This is a genomic window from Streptomyces sp. NPDC004539 (assembly GCF_040610055.1).
In the GTDB taxonomy this organism is placed as follows: Bacteria; Actinomycetota; Actinomycetes; order Streptomycetales; family Streptomycetaceae; genus Streptomyces.
Genome location: NZ_JBEXLS010000003.1, coordinates 20827 through 36705 on the forward strand (window position 1 = coordinate 20827; position 15879 = coordinate 36705).

Annotated in this window: 12 protein-coding genes; 10 read left to right on the top strand and 2 right to left on the bottom strand. The window is 73.9% G+C overall.

Annotation, left to right across the window (positions count from 1 at the left end; genetic code table 11):
• Positions 1-26: 26 nt before the first annotated feature.
• Both ABZX85_RS06755 and ABZX85_RS06760 read right to left on the bottom strand, forming a co-directional pair.
• Positions 27-1616, bottom strand: a complete 1590-nt coding sequence (locus ABZX85_RS06755; protein WP_355863161.1) for an alpha/beta hydrolase — start codon at positions 1614-1616, stop codon at positions 27-29.
• 132 nt (positions 1617-1748) lie between these two features.
• On the bottom strand, positions 1749-2807 hold the full coding sequence (locus ABZX85_RS06760; protein ID WP_355863163.1) for an Rv2578c family radical SAM protein: 1059 nt from the start codon (positions 2805-2807) through the stop codon (positions 1749-1751).
• Between the two features lie 156 nt (positions 2808-2963).
• Here ABZX85_RS06760 and ABZX85_RS06765 point away from each other — a divergent pair, with 156 nt between their 5' ends.
• The 10 genes from ABZX85_RS06765 (at position 2964) to ABZX85_RS06810 (ending at position 15879) form a co-directional block, all read left to right on the top strand.
• Positions 2964-3407 carry an SRPBCC family protein gene (locus ABZX85_RS06765; RefSeq protein ID WP_355863165.1) on the top strand — a complete coding sequence of 148 codons (444 nt, stop codon included), beginning with the start codon at positions 2964-2966 and terminating at the stop codon, positions 3405-3407.
• 167 nt (positions 3408-3574) lie between these two features.
• Positions 3575-5953, top strand: a complete 2379-nt coding sequence (locus ABZX85_RS06770; protein ID WP_355863167.1) for an MFS transporter — start codon at positions 3575-3577, stop codon at positions 5951-5953.
• A 204-nt stretch (positions 5954-6157) separates the two neighbouring features.
• The gene (locus ABZX85_RS06775; protein ID WP_355863169.1) at positions 6158-8575 is read left to right on the top strand and encodes a SpoIIE family protein phosphatase; all 2418 of its coding nucleotides are present in this window, start codon (positions 6158-6160) and stop codon (positions 8573-8575) included.
• A gap of 120 nt (positions 8576-8695) precedes the next feature.
• Positions 8696-9421 carry a class I SAM-dependent methyltransferase gene (locus tag ABZX85_RS06780; RefSeq protein ID WP_355863171.1) on the top strand — a complete coding sequence of 242 codons (726 nt, stop codon included), beginning with the start codon at positions 8696-8698 and terminating at the stop codon, positions 9419-9421.
• A 143-nt stretch (positions 9422-9564) separates the two neighbouring features.
• Positions 9565-10236, top strand: a complete 672-nt coding sequence (locus ABZX85_RS06785) for a hypothetical protein (protein WP_355863173.1) — start codon at positions 9565-9567, stop codon at positions 10234-10236.
• 122 nt (positions 10237-10358) lie between these two features.
• A complete protein-coding gene (locus tag ABZX85_RS06790; RefSeq protein WP_355863175.1) occupies positions 10359-10943 on the top strand; it encodes a sigma-70 family RNA polymerase sigma factor in 585 nt (194 codons plus the stop codon).
• Between the two features lie 11 nt (positions 10944-10954).
• Positions 10955-11788 (top strand): M55 family metallopeptidase, encoded by an 834-nt coding sequence (locus ABZX85_RS06795; protein WP_355863177.1) that lies wholly within the window; start codon positions 10955-10957, stop codon positions 11786-11788.
• Positions 11781-13085, top strand: coding sequence for a M20/M25/M40 family metallo-hydrolase (locus tag ABZX85_RS06800; protein WP_355863179.1), 1305 nt, complete (start codon positions 11781-11783; stop codon positions 13083-13085). Before ABZX85_RS06795 ends, ABZX85_RS06800 begins: the two co-directional genes overlap by 8 nt.
• Positions 13082-14965 (top strand): prolyl oligopeptidase family serine peptidase, encoded by a 1884-nt coding sequence (locus tag ABZX85_RS06805; protein WP_355863180.1) that lies wholly within the window; start codon positions 13082-13084, stop codon positions 14963-14965. The genes ABZX85_RS06800 and ABZX85_RS06805 overlap by 4 nt, the downstream gene beginning before the upstream one ends.
• A complete protein-coding gene (locus ABZX85_RS06810) occupies positions 14953-15879 on the top strand; it encodes an LD-carboxypeptidase (RefSeq protein WP_355863182.1) in 927 nt (308 codons plus the stop codon). The genes ABZX85_RS06805 and ABZX85_RS06810 overlap by 13 nt, the downstream gene beginning before the upstream one ends.

Genomic DNA, 15879 nt, shown 5'->3' on the forward strand with positions numbered 1-15879 from the left:
GTCTGACAACGCCCCCGGCCGGTGGCTCAGCCCCGGAACCCCAGCAGCCCGTGCAGCGTCGAGCCGTGCGCCGACGGCGCCGCCACCTTGCTGGTCAGCGGCTTGGGGTCGGGCAGGGCCGCGCACACCGCGTCGACCGGGCCGCCGGAACGCGGGACCGTGCCGTCCTTCAGGTAGGCGGCGAGGTGCTTGTCGAGGCACGCGTTGCCGCTCAGCGTGATCCCGTGGTTCCCGCCGCCCTCCTCGACGACGAGGCTGGAGCCGCGCAGCAGCGCGTGTGTGAGCGCGCCGCCCTCGTACGGGGTCGCCGCGTCGTTCGTCGCCTGGAACAGCAGGACCGGCGGGAGCTTGCCGTTGGCCACGTTCACCGGGCGCAGCGACCGCTGCGGCCAGAACGCGCATGCCGCGTTGTACCAGGCGTTGTTCCAGGTCATGAAGGGCGCCTTCTCGTACGTCGCCCAGTTGTCGGCCCGCCACTGCTCCCAGTCGCGCGGCCAGGCGGCGTCACGGCACTGCACCGCGCTGTAGACGCTGAACCCGTTGTCCCCGGACGCGTCGACCGCGGCGAAGTTCTCGTACGCCTCGACCAGCGGGTCGGCGTTCTTCGTGTTCACGTACGCGGCGAACGCCTCGGCCAGGTAGGGCCAGTAGCCGTTGTAGTAGCCGCCCGGCAGGAACGTGTCCTCCAGTTCGGAGGCGCCCACCTTGCCGTCGGCCGGCTTCTTCGCGAGGGCCGCGCGCATCGCGTACCACTTCGCCTCGATCCGCTCCGGGTCGGTGCCGAGGTGGTAGGTGGCGTCGTACTTCGCGATCCACGCCATCAACGCGCGGTGGCGGTCGTTGAAGGCGAGGTCCTGGGAGAGGTTGTCGTCGTACCAGACGCCCGTGGGATCGACGATCGAGTCCAGCACCAGACGCCGCACCCGCTCCGGGTACAGCTTCGCGTAGACGGCGCCCAGGTAGGTGCCGTACGAGTAGCCGAAGTAGTTCAGCTGCCGGGAGCCGACGGCCGCGCGGATCGCGTCCATGTCGCGGACGGCGCTCACGGTGTCGATGTACGGCAGGAGCTTCGCGTACTTCTCGCCGCACGCCTTCGCGAAGGACTTCACGCGCGTGAGGTTGGCCCGCTCGATCGCCTCGGTGGCGGGCACCGAGTCCGGGCGGACGGGGTCGAAGTACCCGGGCTTGCAGTCCAGCGAGGGCGTCGACCTGCCCACCCCGCGCGGGTCGAAGCCGATGACGTCGTACTGCGCGGCGACGTCCTTCGGGAGCGTCGAGGCGACGAAACCGGCGAGGGACAGGCCGCTGCCGCCGGGGCCTCCGGGGTTGACGAGCAGGGGGCCCTGGGAGGTCTTCGCGGTGTGCGGGACCCGGGTGAGGGCGAGGGTGATCAGCTGCCCGCGCGGGTTGTCGTGGTCGAGCGGCACCTTCAGGGAGGCGCACTGGAGCGTCGGGTGGTCGGTCGTGCCGCAGCTCTTCCAGTCGAGCTTCGCGGCCGGCGCGGGGGTGGCCGGTGCCGGACCGGACGGCACCGGAGCGGCCTCGACGGGCGCGGCGGTGAGCGTCGCGGCCACGACGGCCGCGGCACCGCACAGTACGGCTGCGCGTTTTCTCATGGAGCCTCCCAGGGACTGCCGGGACCGTGTGGGTCGACGGTCCCCGCGGCATCGTCCCGGGATGCGCGGCCGGAGGAACGCGTTCCGCCGATAGTTGACCCGATCGGATCGCGCCGGGCCCCCGGACGCCGCTCACATGAGACTGAGCTGGACCGGTTCCGCCGGTTCGGGTTCCTCCGCGCTCTCCGGGAGCTCCGGTGGTCGAGCGGCGCGGCGCGGCATCCCCGCGCGCGTGGGGCCGATGCCGTACTCCCGGGCCAGTTCGTGGACCTGACGGGTGATCCGGCGCTGGTACCAGGTCGGGGCGTAGGCGCCGTCCGCGTAGAGGCGGTCGTAGCGGGTCACCAGATGCGGGTGGTGGCGCGCGAGCCAGCTCATGAACCACTCGCGCGCGCCGGGCCGCAGATGGAGCGTCAGCGGCGTCACGGACGTCGCGCCCGCGGCGGCGATCGCGCGTACGGTCGTCCGCAGCCGGTCGGGGTCGTCGCTCAGGAACGGCAGCACCGGGGCCATCAGCACCCCGCACCCGAGCCCCGCCCCGGAGAGCGCGCGCACGACGTCCAGGCGCCGCTGCGGCGAAGGGGTGCCGGGCTCCACCGAGCGCCACAGCTGTTCGTCCAGGAAGCCCACCGAGACGGAGACGCCGACGTCGGTCACCGAGGCGGCCTCGCGCAGCAGGTCGAGGTCGCGCAGGATCAGCGTCCCCTTCGTGAGGATCGAGAACGGGTTCGCGCGGTCCCGCAGCGCCGTCAGGATGCCCGGCATCAACCGGTAGCGGCCCTCCGCGCGCTGGTAGCAGTCGACGTTCGTGCCCATCGCGACGTGCTCCCCCTGCCAGCGCGGGGAGGCCAGTTCGCGGCGCAGCACCTCGGGGGCGTTCACCTTGACGACGATCTGCGTGTCGAAGCCGATGCCCGTGTCGAGGTCCAGGTAGCCGTGCGAGCGGCGGGCGAAGCAGTACACGCACGCGTGCGTGCAGCCCCGGTAGGGGTTCACCGTCCATTCGAACGGCATGCGCGAGGCGCCCGGCACCCGGTTGAGGACCGAGCGGGCCCGGACCTCGTGGAACGTGATCCCCCGGAACTCGGGCGTGTCGAAGGTACGGGTGGTCACCGCGTCCGCGCCGAACAGGGCGGGGTCCGCCGCCCGGCCGTGCTCGCCGGGCTCCTGGGTGAGGTTCTGCCAGCGCATGACGCCTCCTGGGTAGCACTGACCCCAGAATAGAACACTTGTTCCCATGATCGTGCGCGTGCCGTTTCCGATCGCTTTGGGACCCCCGATTTGAGCGGCCGACCGGCGGGGTGGTTGGCTTGTCCTGACCCCGATAAACAGGCCCTGGAGGAACACATGGCGCAGGTCGAGGCCACCACCGAGCGCGTCGTCGCGGCGGACCCGGAGACGGTGTTCGACACCCTCGCCGACTACAGCGGCCCTCGCGCGAAGCTGATGCCCGAGCAGTACAGCGAGTTCGAGGTGCGCGAGGGCGGCGACGGCGAGGGCACGCTCGTCCACTGGAAGCTCCAGGCCACCAAGAAGCGTGTGCGCGACTGCCTCCTGGAGGTCACCGAGCCCACCGACGGCGAACTCGTCGAGAAGGACCGCAACTCCTCCATGGTCACCGTCTGGCGCGTCACCCCCGCCGGTGAGGGCAGGGCGCGCGTCGTCGTCACCACCACCTGGCAGGGCGCGGGCGGCATCGGCGGCTTCTTCGAGAAGACCTTCGCCCCCAAGGGCCTCGCGCGCATCTACGACGCGCTGCTCGCCAACCTCGCCGCCGAGGTGGAGAAGTAGAACGCCGGTCCGGGCGGACAAGTTCCGCCCGGTCCACGGCCGTTGATCGAATTCACCGGTTCGAGTGGTTGTTCCCCCGAACCCGGTCGGCGCCGTAACTCGTCGCGCTTGCCAGGAGTTGTCGCTTTACGCGGGAATTGTGGCAAGTGCGACGAGGGGAGCGGTACGTGGGCGGGATCACTCTGGTGCAGGAGGGGCCGGCGGTCGCCTCGCCGCCCGCCGCCGCGCCCCCACCCCCGCGCCGGGACGAGGGGCTCAGCCCCCGCCGGGTGCGGCTCGTCTTCGTCGGCCTCATGCTCGCGCTGCTCCTCGCCGCGCTGGAGCAGATGATCGTCGCCACCGCCCTGCCGAAGATCGTCGGCGAGCTGCACGGCCTCGACAAGATGTCCTGGGCGATCACCGCCTACCTGCTGACCTCCACGGTCGGCCTGCCCGTCTACGGCAAGCTCGGCGACCTCATCGGCCGCAAGGGCGTCTTCCAGTTCGCGATCGTCGTCTTCGTCATCGGCTCCGCCCTCGCCGGCCGCGCCCAGACCATGGACCAGCTGATCGCCTTCCGCGCGGTGCAGGGCGTCGGCGCGGGCGGCCTCATGATCGGCGTCCAGGCGATCATCGCGGACATCGTGCCGCCCCGGCAGCGCGGCCGGTACATGGGCCTCATCGGCGCCGCCTTCGGCCTCGCCTCCGTCGCCGGCCCCCTCCTCGGCGGCTACTTCACCGACCACCTCTCCTGGCGCTGGTGCTTCTACTTCAACGTCCCCTTCGGCCTCGTCACCCTCGCCGTCGTCTCCGTCGTCCTCAAGCTGCCGAAACCCACGGCCCGCCCCCGGTTCGACGTCCTCGGGACGCTCCTGCTCGCCGCCGCCTCCACCTGCCTGGTCCTGCTGACCAGCTGGGGCGGCACCGAGTACGCCTGGGGCTCGCGCACGATCCTCGCCCTCGGCGCGGGCGCCGTCGCCGCGAGCCTGCTCTTCCTGCTCGCCGAGCACCGCGCGGCCGAACCCCTCATCCCCCTCAGGCTGTTCCGGGACCCCGTCTTCAACGTCACCGCGCTCATCGGCCTCGTCGTCGGCGTCGCCCTGTTCGGCGCGGCCAGCTACCTGCCGACCTTCCTCCAGATGGTCGACGGCGCCTCCGCCACCGAGTCCGGCCTGCTGATGCTGCCCATGATGGCCGGCATCGTCATCGCCTCCGTCGTCGCCGGACAGGTCATCACCCGCACCGGCCGCTACCGGCTCCACCCGATCCTCGGCGGCGCCCTGTCCGTCGTCGGCATGTGGCTCCTGTCCCGCCTGGAGACCGACACCCCCCGGCTGCACTACAGCGTCTGGATGGCCGTCCTCGGCGCCGGCATCGGCCTGGTCATGCCCGTGCTGGTGCTCGCCGTGCAGAACTCCGTGCGCCCCGCCGACCTCGGCACCGCCACCAGCGCCAACAACTACTTCCGGCAGATCGGCGGCAGCGTCGGCGCCGCCGTCTTCGGCACCCTCTTCGCGAACCGGCTCGCCGACGCCCTGCGCGAGCGCCTCCCCGCGCACGCGGACGGCGCCCCCACCGGCGGCGCCGAATCGATCACCCCGCAGCTCGTCCACACGCTGCCCCCGGCGCTGCGCGACGCCTACATCCGCGCCTACGCCGACGCCATGCCGAGGATCTTCCTCTACCTCGTGCCGGTGCTGCTCGTCGGCCTGTTCCTCGCCTTCTTCCTCAAGGAGAAACCCCTCGTGTCCCACAACGAGACGGAGACCGAGCCCCTCGCCCTCCCGTCGGCCCGCGCGACCTACGCCGCCGGCATCGCGGTCTGCGGCACCGTGCAGCATCCCGACGGCACCGTCGTCCCGCGCGCGGCGCTCACCCTCATCGACGTCGCCGGACAGCAGATCGGACGCGGCGCGAGCGGCGACGACGGCCGGTACGCGCTCGCCACCCCCGGCCCCGGCGCCTACGTCCTGATCGCCGCCGCCGGCGGCCACCAGCCGCAGGCCGTCTCCGTCACCGTCGGCGAGCGCCCCGTCGACCTCGACATCGTCCTCGGCGGGGCCGGCCGCCTCGCCGGGACCGTCGTCACCGCCGACGGCGCCCCCGTGCGCGACGCCACGGTCACCCTCACCAACGTCCACGGCGAGGTCGTCGCCGCCACCCGCAGCGGACGCGAGGGCGGCTACACCATGACCGAGCTGGTGGCCGGCGAGTACACCCTCGCCGCGAGCGCCCCCGCCTTCCGGCCCGCCGCCCTGCCCGTCACCGTCCAGCAGGCCCGCGAGACCCGCCAGGACGTCGAACTCGCGGGCGGCGCCGTCCTGCGCGGCACCGTGCGCGCGGGCGGCGGCCGGCCCGTCGAGGACGCGCGCGTGACCCTCCTCGACGCCGCCGGGAACGTCGTCGACACCCTCACCACCGGCCCCGACGGCGCCTTCCGCTTCGTCGACCTGTCCTCCGGCGAGTACACCGTCATCGCCGCCGGATACCCCCCGGTCGCCACCGTCCTCCAGGTCGCCGGCGGCGGCCGGACGGAACGGGACCTCCAGCTCGGGTACGAGGACTGAGGGGCGCGGGGGGCGCGCGTGGGCCGCCGGAGCCGTGAACAGGCCGTCGTACGGCGGGCGAACGCCCTGCCGGGCGGCGTGTGCGCCCGGCGGCGCCCCGGTCGCACCAATTCCAGCATTGCCGCACATCCCGGCCCGCCGCCCCCGTACCGTGGTGGCTGCGGGACAGATCTTGCGAAGCTCTGCGGAGAGAGGGCCTGGGCCATGGACCGTGGCACCGAGCGGGACACGCCTCCCGGCCCGGGACGCGTCCCGCTGGCCGTCGTCGTGGTCGACGACGCCGGTCTCGTCTCCCACTGGAGCACCGGCGCGCGCCGGCTCTTCGGCGTCCCCAAGGACGAGGCGATCGGCCGGCCCGCGCTCGACCTGCTGCCCGTCGCCGGCGCCCTCCCCGACCCCGACGACACCCCCGAACCCGCCGGATACGACGTCCTCGCCGCGTACGACGGCCACGGCGCCCCGCTCGACGCGGAACTCGGCTACCCGTCCTCCGGGCGGGCCCGCATCAGCGTCCCCGGCGAGGACCGCGCGGACGTCCTGTGGTGGGCCTACCCCCTCTTCGGCCCCGGCGGCGAACGGCTCCTGGTGCTCGCCGCCGACGCGGCCGTCCTCCACGACGACATCCCCGCGGACCAGGCGTGCGTCGAGCGGATCTCCCCGGGCTTCGCCCGGCACACCGAGTTCGACGCCGCCGACGACCTCGCCCGCCGGCTCCCCGAGATCCTGCCCAGCATGAGCGTGGGCGAGAGCGCCCGGATCGTCTCCCAGGTCCTCGAACTCGGCTACCCCATCCTGGAGTTCAGCCAGAACGAGAAGGTCCCCGTCACCCCCGACTGGGGCGTCTCCCGGCGCGCCGAGCGCAAGGTCCGCCGCGACCGCGCCGCCCGCGCGGTCGCCCAGGGCCTCCCGGTGCCCGACGAACTCGCCGACGACGGCGAGGACCTGGAGTACGTCGCCGTACGCGAGCGCCTGGAGTTCCTCAACGAGGTCAGCGGGAAGATCGGTACGTCGCTCGATCTCGCGCGGACCATCGTCGAGGTCAGCCGGGCCGTCGTGCCCAGGTTCACCGACGTCGCCGGGACGTACCTGCGCGAACAGGTCGTCGCCGGCGAGGAGTTCGACGAGGGCGTGCCGGACACGCGCACGATGTGGCACCGCGTCGCCCTGGAGCACACCGACGAACCCGGCCGCTGGGACGACGTCGTCCCCGTCGGCGAGGCCATGCCGTTCCCCGCGCACACGCCGTTCTTCCAATGCATGACCACCGGTGAGCCCGTCCTCGTCCCCCGGATCGACGAACAGATGGGGCACGCGATCGCCTCGCAGTTCGACAAGCGGGACATCCGGCCCCTCATCACCGGCCGGTCCATGCTCGTCGTCCCGCTCAAGGCCCGCAACGTCGTCCTCGGCTTCATGATCCTGCTGCGCCACCCGGCGCGCACCGAGTTCAACGACATGGACCGGGTCACCGGCGCCGAACTCGCCGCCCGCGCCGGGCTCGTGCTCGACAACGCGCGCATGTACACGTTCCAGGAGGCCGTCGCCGAGACCCTCCAGGACAGCATGCTGCCGCACATCGCGCCCCGCATGGCCGGCTGCGACATCGCCACCCGCTACCTCCCCGGCACCCAGCTGGGGCGCATCGGCGGGGACTGGTTCGACGCGGTCAAACTCCCCGGCGCGCGGACCGCGTTCGTCGTCGGCGACGTCATGGGACACGGGCTGAACTCGGCCGCGAAGATGGGCCAGCTGCGGACCGCGATCCAGACGATGGCGGGCCTCGACCTGCCGCCCGCGCAACTGCTGCGCAACTTCGACGACCTGGCCCAGCGGCTCGGCGGGGACTACCTCGCGACCTGCCTGTACGCCGTGTACGACCCGATCGCCGGTGAGCTGAACATCGCCAACGCCGGGCACATCCCGCCGGTGCTGGTCCGCGCCGACGGCGGCACCGAACTGCTCGATCTGCCGACCGGCGCGCCCGTCGGGGTCGGCGGGGTGCCCTTCGAGGCCGTCCGGGTGCCGGTCGGGCCCGGCGACCGGCTCGTCATGTGCACCGACGGGCTCGTCGAGGTCCGCGGCGAGGACATCGGTGTCGGCCTCCAGACGCTGTGCGAGTCCGCCGCGCACCCCGCCGCGTCCATGGACGACGCCTGCGACACGATCATCCGGGCGCTCAACCCGCGCGGCGGGCGCAAGGACGACGTCGCGCTCCTCATGGCCCGCCTCAACGGCATCGAGCCCGACGACGTCGCCGAGTGGCGGCTCGCCCCCGAGCCGGTCCAGGTGCGGCGGGCCCGCGCCGTCGCCGCCGAGCAGCTGTACGAGTGGGGGCTGGCCCGGCTCGTCGACACCACCGTCCTCCTGGTGAGCGAGCTCGTCACCAACGCCGTCCGGCACTCCCCGGGGCGGGCCGTCGTGCTGCGGCTCGTCCGGGGCGAGACGCTGCTGTGCGAGGTGGACGACGCGGGGCACGAGCTGCCGACGCTCCTCGACGCCGGCGGGACGGACGAGGAGGGGCGAGGGCTGCGGGTCGTGAGCACGCTGGCCCGGGAGTGGGGGGCCAGTCGGTCGGGAGCCGGGAAGAGTGTGTGGTTCGAGCTGACGCTGCCCCGGCGGTGAACGGGGGCCGCTGTCAGGGGAGTTGATGCCGCCGCGTTCTTGTGGGCGGGGGTCCGGCGGGGTAGACCGTATCCGGCCGTCGGGTGGCGGCGGCCCGGGGTCTGTCCTGGGGAGTCGGGCATGAGTGTGACGCAGCGGTATCGGGAGTCCTGGGAAGGGTTCTGGCGGGAGGCCCCCGAGGACGAGGGGGCGGTGTTCTGGGACGCGGAGGCCGGGGCCACCGTCGCGGGGCATCTGCCCCTGTTCGAGCCCCATCTCCTCGACGCGGGGCTGCCCGTCGTCGACCTGGGGTGCGGGAACGGCACCCAGACGCGGTTCCTCGCCGGGCGGTTCGCGCGGGTGATCGGGGTCGACCTCGCGGAGGCGGCCGTCGGGCGGGCCCGGCGCGCCGACCCCGAGGGCGTGGCCGAGTACCGGGTGCTGGACGCCGTCGAGAAGGGGGCGGCCGAGCGGCTGCACGGTGAGGTGGGGGACGCGAACGTCTACGTCCGGGGAGTCCTGCACCAGTGCGGGCCCGAGGACCGCCGGCCGCTCGTGGAGGCCCTCGCCGTGCTGGTGGGGGACCGGGGGAGAGTGTTCCTCGTCGAGCCGTCCGAGGCCGCCGGGGCGATCCTCGGAGGGCTCGCCGGACGACCCGAGGGCCCGCCCGCCAAGCTCGCCCCCGTCTTCCGGCACGGCATAGCGCCGGGAGCCGTCCCGGACACCGCCGTCCCGGAGTACCTGACGTCGGCGGGGCTCGCCGTGCTGGAGCTCGGGCGGGCGCCGCTCAGGACCACCGAGCACACGGCGGACGGCGAGCCGGTCGTCCTGCCGTCGCAGTGGGTCGTGGCGGGCCGCCCCGCCTGAGCATCCCCGTGAAGGACGGTCCCCTTCGGAGCCGCCCGCGCCCTTGCGTGGCGTGGATCACACCCCCGACAGTGAGCAGGTGCCGGGGGTGTTTTCCGTACCCCCGGCCGACGACCGGTCCCCGGATGGGAGGATGTGGCCCCATGACCGCCGGGTGGTGCGCGCGCACAGGAAGGGCTGCGATGTTCGCGGCCGTCTGTGTGGTGCTCGCGGCGCTCGGCCACGTCCTGATGGCCGGCCGGGGCCTGCCCGTGTGGTCGCTCGGTGCCGCCTTCGCCGTCACCGCCGCCGCCGGCTGGACGCTCGGCGCGCGCGAGCGGGGGACGCCGCTGATCGTCGCGGCCGTCGTCGCCGTCCAGGCGGCGCTGCACCAGGGGTTCTCCGCGGTGCAGAGCGGCGGGTCCGGCGCGGCGGGTGCGGGCGGCACGGCCGGTATGGCCGACATGCACATGGACATGGGCATGGGGATGCCCCACATGGACATGTCCCACGACGTCCACGACGGCACGGGATCGCCCCTCGCCGACGCCTCGACGGCCTCGTACGCCTCGTACGGCATGCTCCTCGCCCACCTGCTCGCCGCGCTGCTGTGCGGGCTGTGGCTGGCGTACGGGGAGCGGGCGGTGTTCCGGACGCTGCGGGCGGCCGGCGCGCGGCTGGCGGCCCCGCTGCGGCTCGTGCTGGCCGTGGCCGTGCCGCCGCGCCGGCCGAGTCCGCCCCGGCGCCGCCCCACGGAGGTGCGGGCGCCGAAGCAGCGGCTGCTCGTCCACTCGCTCACGTCCAGGGGTCCGCCCCGGGGATGCGCTGTCGCCTGACGACAGCCGGTGCCCCGAGCCGCCCCGGTGCGCCTCGGGTGACGGCCGTATGCGGCCGTGTCCCCCTTCACCGGGCCGCGCGTGCGCGGTCCCGGACGTGACCTCGAGAAGGACACCCCGAAGTGACTCTCTCCACGCTGCCCTCGTCACGCCCCGAGCCGGACGCCTCGACCACCGACGCCTCCGTCACCGCGTGGGCGCTCTCCGCGCGCGACGGCGACCCCGTCGCCGTCGACCGCTGGGTGCGGGCGCTCTACCGGGACGTGCTGCGGTACGTCCGCCACCTGAGCGCCGACCCCCAGGGCGCCGACGACCTCGTCCAGGACACCTTCGTGCGGGCCCTCGCCGGCCTGCACCGCTTCGAGGGGCGCTCCTCCTCGCGCGCGTGGCTGCTGACGATCGCCCGCCGCGCGGTCGTCGACAGCCACCGCAGGGCGGCCGTACGGCCCCGGCTGTGCGACTCCGACGCGTGGGAGGCGGTCGTCGTCCCCGGCTTCGAGGACGGCGTCGTCCTGCTCGACCTGCTCGCGGCGCTGCCCCGGGAGCGCCGGGAGGCGTTCGTGCTGACGCAGATCGCGGGCCGGCCCTACGAGGAGGTCGCCGCCCTGAGCGGCTGCCCCGTCGGGACGGTGCGCTCCCGGGTCGCGCGCGCCCGCGCCACGCTGGCCGCCTCACTGGCCGAGCGTCCGGCGGACGCCGTGGCGTAACGTGACGCCCCATGAAGATCCTGATCAGCGCGGACATGGAGGGCGCCACCGGGGTCACCTGGCCGGCGGACGTGCGGCCGGGTTCCCCGGAGTGGCAGCGGTGCCGGGAGATGTTCACCTCGGACGTCGACGCGGCCGTACGCGGCTTCTTCGACGGTGGCGCCGACCATGTGTTGATCAACGATGCGCACGCCACAATGCGCAATCTTCTGCTTGAGCGTCTTGACGAACGTGTTGACATGTTGACGGGCCGTCACAAGGACCTGTCCATGGTTGAGGGGGTCCAGTACGGCGACGTCGACGGCATCGCGTTCGTCGGGTACCACGGCGGCGCCGGCATGGAGGGCGTCCTCGCCCACACCTACCTCGCCAACACCATCACGGGCGTCTGGCTGGACGACGTCCGCGCGAGCGAGGGCCTCCTCAACGCGGCCGTCGTCGCCGAGTACGGCGTCCCCGTGATCCTGGTGACCGGCGACGACATCACCTGCGAGGACGCCCTCGGCTACGCCCCCGAGGCCCTCAAGGTCGCCGTCAAGGACCACGTCTCCCGGTACGCGGCCGTCTGCCGCACCCCCGCCCGCACGGCCGCCGACATCCGCGCGGCGGCCCGCGAGGCGACACCCCTCGCGGTGCGCCACGACCCGGTGAACGCGGGCCCGCACACGATCGCCGTCGAGTTCGACGCGGAACACCTCGCGTCGGCGGTGACGGTCGTCCCCGGCGTGGCACGCGTGGGGGAGCGCAAGGTCGCGTACACGAGTGCGCACATGTACGACGGTATCCGGACGTTCAAGGCGGTCACGACGATCGCCGCCGCCGCGATCGAGGAGCAGTATGGCTGACCAGCAGGCGCGGGACGAGGTCGTGGGGTTCACCTCCGACCTGATCCGCTTCGACACCACCAACCGGGGCGGCGGCGACGCCCGGGAGCGGCCCGCCGCCGAGTACGCGGCCGGGAAGCTCGCCGAGGCCGGCCTCGAACCCGTCCTGCTGGAGCGCACCCCGGGCCGCACCAACGTCGTCGCCCGCATCGAGGGCACCGACCCGTCGGCGGACGCCCTCCTCGTCCACGGCCACCTCGACGTCGTCCCCGCCGAGGCCGCCGACTGGAGCGTCCACCCGTTCTCCGGCGAGGTCCGCGACGGCGTCGTGTGGGGGCGCGGGGCCGTCGACATGAAGGACATGGACGCGATGGTCCTCGCCGTCGTCCGCTCCTGGGCGCGCGAGGGCGTCCGGCCCCGCCGGGACGTGGTGATCGCGTTCACCGCCGACGAGGAGGCGAGCGCGGAGGACGGCTCCGGGTTCCTCGCGGACGAGCACCCCGGCCTCTTCGAGGGGTGCACCGAAGGCATCAGCGAGTCCGGCGCGTTCACCTTCCACGACGGCACCGGGCGCGAGATCTACCCCATCGCGGCGGGCGAACGCGGCACGGCCTGGCTGAAGCTGACCGCGCGGGGCCGCGCCGGGCACGGCTCGAAGGTGAACCGCGAGAACGCCGTCACCCGCCTCGCCGCCGCGATCACCCGCATCGGCGAGCACGAGTGGCCGACCCGCCTGACCCCCACGGTCTCCGCCGCCCTCACCGAACTCGCCGCGCTCTACGGCATCGAGGCCGACCTCGACGACGTCGACGCCCTCCTCGGCAAGCTCGGCCCCGCCGCGAGCCTCGTCGAGGCGACCGTCCGCAACAGCGCCAACCCGACGATGCTGGACGCCGGTTACAAGGTCAACGTCATCCCGGGCGAGGCCGTCGCCTACGTCGACGGACGCTATCTCGCGGGCACCGAGGACGAGTTCACGGCGACCCTGGACAAGCTGACCGGCCCTGACGTCGATTGGGAGTTCCAGCACCGCTCGGTCGCCCTCCAGGCGCCCCTGGACACCCCGACGTACGCCGGACTCCGGGCCGCCGTACGGGAGTTCGCGCCCGAGGGGCACACCGTGCCGTACTGCATGTCGGGCGGCACCGACGCCAAGCAGTTCTCCCGGGTCGGCGTCGTGACGTACGGGTTCACGCCGCTGAGGATGCCGGTGGGGCTCGACTACCAGGCGCTGTTCCACGGCGTCGACGAGCGGGTCCCCGTCGAGGCGCTGCACTTCGGCGTCGACGTCCTCGACCGCTTCCTGCGCACCGCGTGAACGGCCCCCTGCCGTACGGCACCTGGCCCTCGCCCGTCACCGCCGCGCTCGCCGCCGCGCACGACGGCCGCCCCGACCACGTCGGCTTCGTCGGCGACGAGGTGTGGTGGACCGCGCCCCGCCCCGCCGAGGACGGCCGCCGCACTCTGGTCCGCCGCCGCCCGGACGGCACCGAGGAGTCCGTGCTGCCCGCGCCCTGGAACGTCCGCAGCCGGGTCCACGAGTACGGCGGCACCCCCTGGGCGGGCACCGTCCACGAGGGGCGGCCCCTCGTGGTGTTCACCCACTTCGCCGACCAGCGCCTCTACCTGTACGACGGCGGCGAACCCCGCCCGCTCACCCCGCCCGGCCCGCGCTGGGCCGATCCGCTGCTGCTGGCGGAGCGGGGCGAAGTGTGGTGCGTGAAGGAGGAGTTCACCGGCGACCGGCCCACCGACGTCCGGCGCGTCCTGGCCGCCGTCCCGCTGGACGGGTCCGGTGCCGTGCGCGAACTCACCGACGACAGCAGACGGTTCCTCACCGGACCGAAGCTGTCGCCGGACGGGCGGCGCACGGCGTGGCTCGCCTGGGACCATCCGAGGATGCCCTGGGACGGCACCGAACTGCTGGTCGCCGAGGACGGCGGGGAGCCCAGAGTCGTCGCCGGCGGGCCCGAGGAGTCCGTCGCCCAGGTCGAATGGGCCCCGGACGGCGGCCTGTTGTACGTGTCCGACCGGAGCGGCTGGTGGAACCTGTACCGGGACGGCCGTGAACTCTGCCCGCGCGAGGAGGAGTTCGGCGGGCCGCTGTGGACGCTCGGACAGCGCTGGTTCGCGCCGCTCGACAACGGGCTGATCGCCGTCGTGCACGGGCGGGGCGCGGCCACGCTCGGCGTCCTCGACCCCGCCACCGGGGACGTCACCGAACTCGCCGCCCCCTGGACCGAGTTCGCCCCCACGCTCGCCGTGCGCGGCGACCGGGTCGTCGGGATCGCGGCGAGCACGCGCAGCGGGTACGAGGTCGTCGAGACGGACACCGCGACCGGGCGGACGCGGGTGATCGGCGCCGCGCACACGGACGCCGTCGATCCCGGGTACTGCCCGAAGCCTGCCGTACGGACCTTCGCCGGGCCCGGCGGGCGGGAGATCCACGCCCAGGTGTACCCGCCGCGCCACCCCGAACACACCGCCCCCGAAGGGGAGTCGCCGCCGTACGTGGTGTGGGCGCACGGCGGGCCCACCAGCCGGGCGCCGCTCGTCCTCGACCTGGAGATCGCGTACTTCACCTCCCGGGGCATCGGGGTCGTCGAGGTCGACTACGGCGGCTCCACCGGGTACGGCAGGGAGTACCGCGAACGGCTGCGCGGGCAGTGGGGCGTCGTGGACGTCGAGGACTGCGCGGCCGTCGCCCTCGCGCTCGCCGAGGAGGGCGCCGCCGACCGCCGGCGGCTCGCGATCCGGGGCGGCAGCGCCGGCGGCTGGACCGCCGCCACCTCGCTGACCAGCACCGACGTCTACGCCTGCGCGGCGATCCGCTACCCCGTCCTCGACCCGGCCGCGTTCGCCGACGGCGGCACGCACGACATGGAGTCCCGCTACCTCGACGGGCTGATCGGGCCCCGCGAACGGTTCGCGCAGCGGTCGCCGGCCGACCACGCGGAACGCGTCACCGTGCCGTTCCTGCTGCTCCAGGGCCTCGACGACGTGGTCTGCCCGCCCGCGCAGTGCGAACGGTTCGTGGCCCGCGTCCGCGTCCCCCACACGTACCTCACCTTCGAGGGCGAGGGGCACGGCTTCCGCAGGGCATCCACGACCGTACGCGCCCTGGAGGCCGAACTCGCCCTGTACGCCGAGGCGTTCGGGTTCCGTACCGAGAAGGAACAGACACCGTGGACGAGTTGACCCGCCCCGAACGCCTCGCCCCCGGCGCCCGCGTCGCGATCGTCGCCCCCAGCGGGCCGGTGCCCGGGGAACGCCTCCAGGCAGGTCTCGACGTCCTGCGCGGCTGGGGCCTCGACCCCGTCGTCGCCCCCCATGTCCTCGACCGCCACACCGAGTTCCCCTATCTCGCGGGCACCGACGCCGACCGGGCGGCCGACCTCCAGGACGCCTGGTGCGACCCGGCCGTCGACGCCGTGCTGTGCGCGCGGGGCGGATACGGCGTCCAGCGCATGGCCGACCTCCTCGACTGGGACGCGCTGCGCGCGGCCGGCCCGAAGGTGTTCGTCGGCTTCAGCGACATCACCGCGCTGCACGAGGCGTTCGCCCGCCGCCTCGGCCTCGTCACCCTGCACGGGCCGATGGCCGCCGGCCTCGACTTCCTGAAGAACCCCGACGCGCAGCACCATCTCCGGTCGACCCTCATGGCCCCCGAGACGGTTCAGACCCTCACCGCGACCGGCGGCGGCGCGCTGGTCGGCGGGCGGGCCCGGGGCGTCCTCCTCGGCGGCTGCCTCTCCCTCCTGGCCGCCGACCTCGGCACCCCGTACGCACGGCCCTGCGCGCGCGGCGGGCTGCTGTGCCTGGAGGACGTGGGGGAGGAGACGTACCGCCTCGACCGCTACCTCACCCAGCTGCTGCGCGCCGGCTGGCTCGACGGGGTGCGGGGCGTGCTCCTCGGGTCCTGGGCGGACTGCGACGCCTACCCCCTCGTCCGGGCCATGCTCCTCGACCGGCTCGGGGGGCTCGGGGTGCCGGTCGTGGAGGAGTTCGGGTTCGGGCACGGGGCCGGGGCGCTGACCGTGCCGTTCGGGGTGGCCGGGACGCTCGACGCGGACGCCGGGACGCTCACGCTGGAGGCGCCCGCGCTGCGGTGA

Bases quoted from the DNA above. Each gene is read 5' to 3' on its own strand.
- ABZX85_RS06755 (WP_355863161.1), bottom strand. From the start codon at position 1,616: ATGAGAAAACGCGCAGCCGTACTGTGCGGTGCCGCGGCCGTCGTGGCC.
- ABZX85_RS06760 (WP_355863163.1), bottom strand. From the start codon at position 2,807: ATGCGCTGGCAGAACCTCACCCAGGAGCCCGGCGAGCACGGCCGGGCG.
- ABZX85_RS06765 (WP_355863165.1), top strand. From the start codon at position 2,964: ATGGCGCAGGTCGAGGCCACCACCGAGCGCGTCGTCGCGGCGGACCCG.
- ABZX85_RS06775 (WP_355863169.1), top strand. From the start codon at position 6,158: ATGGACCGTGGCACCGAGCGGGACACGCCTCCCGGCCCGGGACGCGTC.
- ABZX85_RS06780 (WP_355863171.1), top strand. From the start codon at position 8,696: ATGAGTGTGACGCAGCGGTATCGGGAGTCCTGGGAAGGGTTCTGGCGG.
- ABZX85_RS06785 (WP_355863173.1), top strand. From the start codon at position 9,565: ATGACCGCCGGGTGGTGCGCGCGCACAGGAAGGGCTGCGATGTTCGCG.
- ABZX85_RS06795 (WP_355863177.1), top strand. From the start codon at position 10,955: ATGAAGATCCTGATCAGCGCGGACATGGAGGGCGCCACCGGGGTCACC.
- ABZX85_RS06800 (WP_355863179.1), top strand. From the start codon at position 11,781: ATGGCTGACCAGCAGGCGCGGGACGAGGTCGTGGGGTTCACCTCCGAC.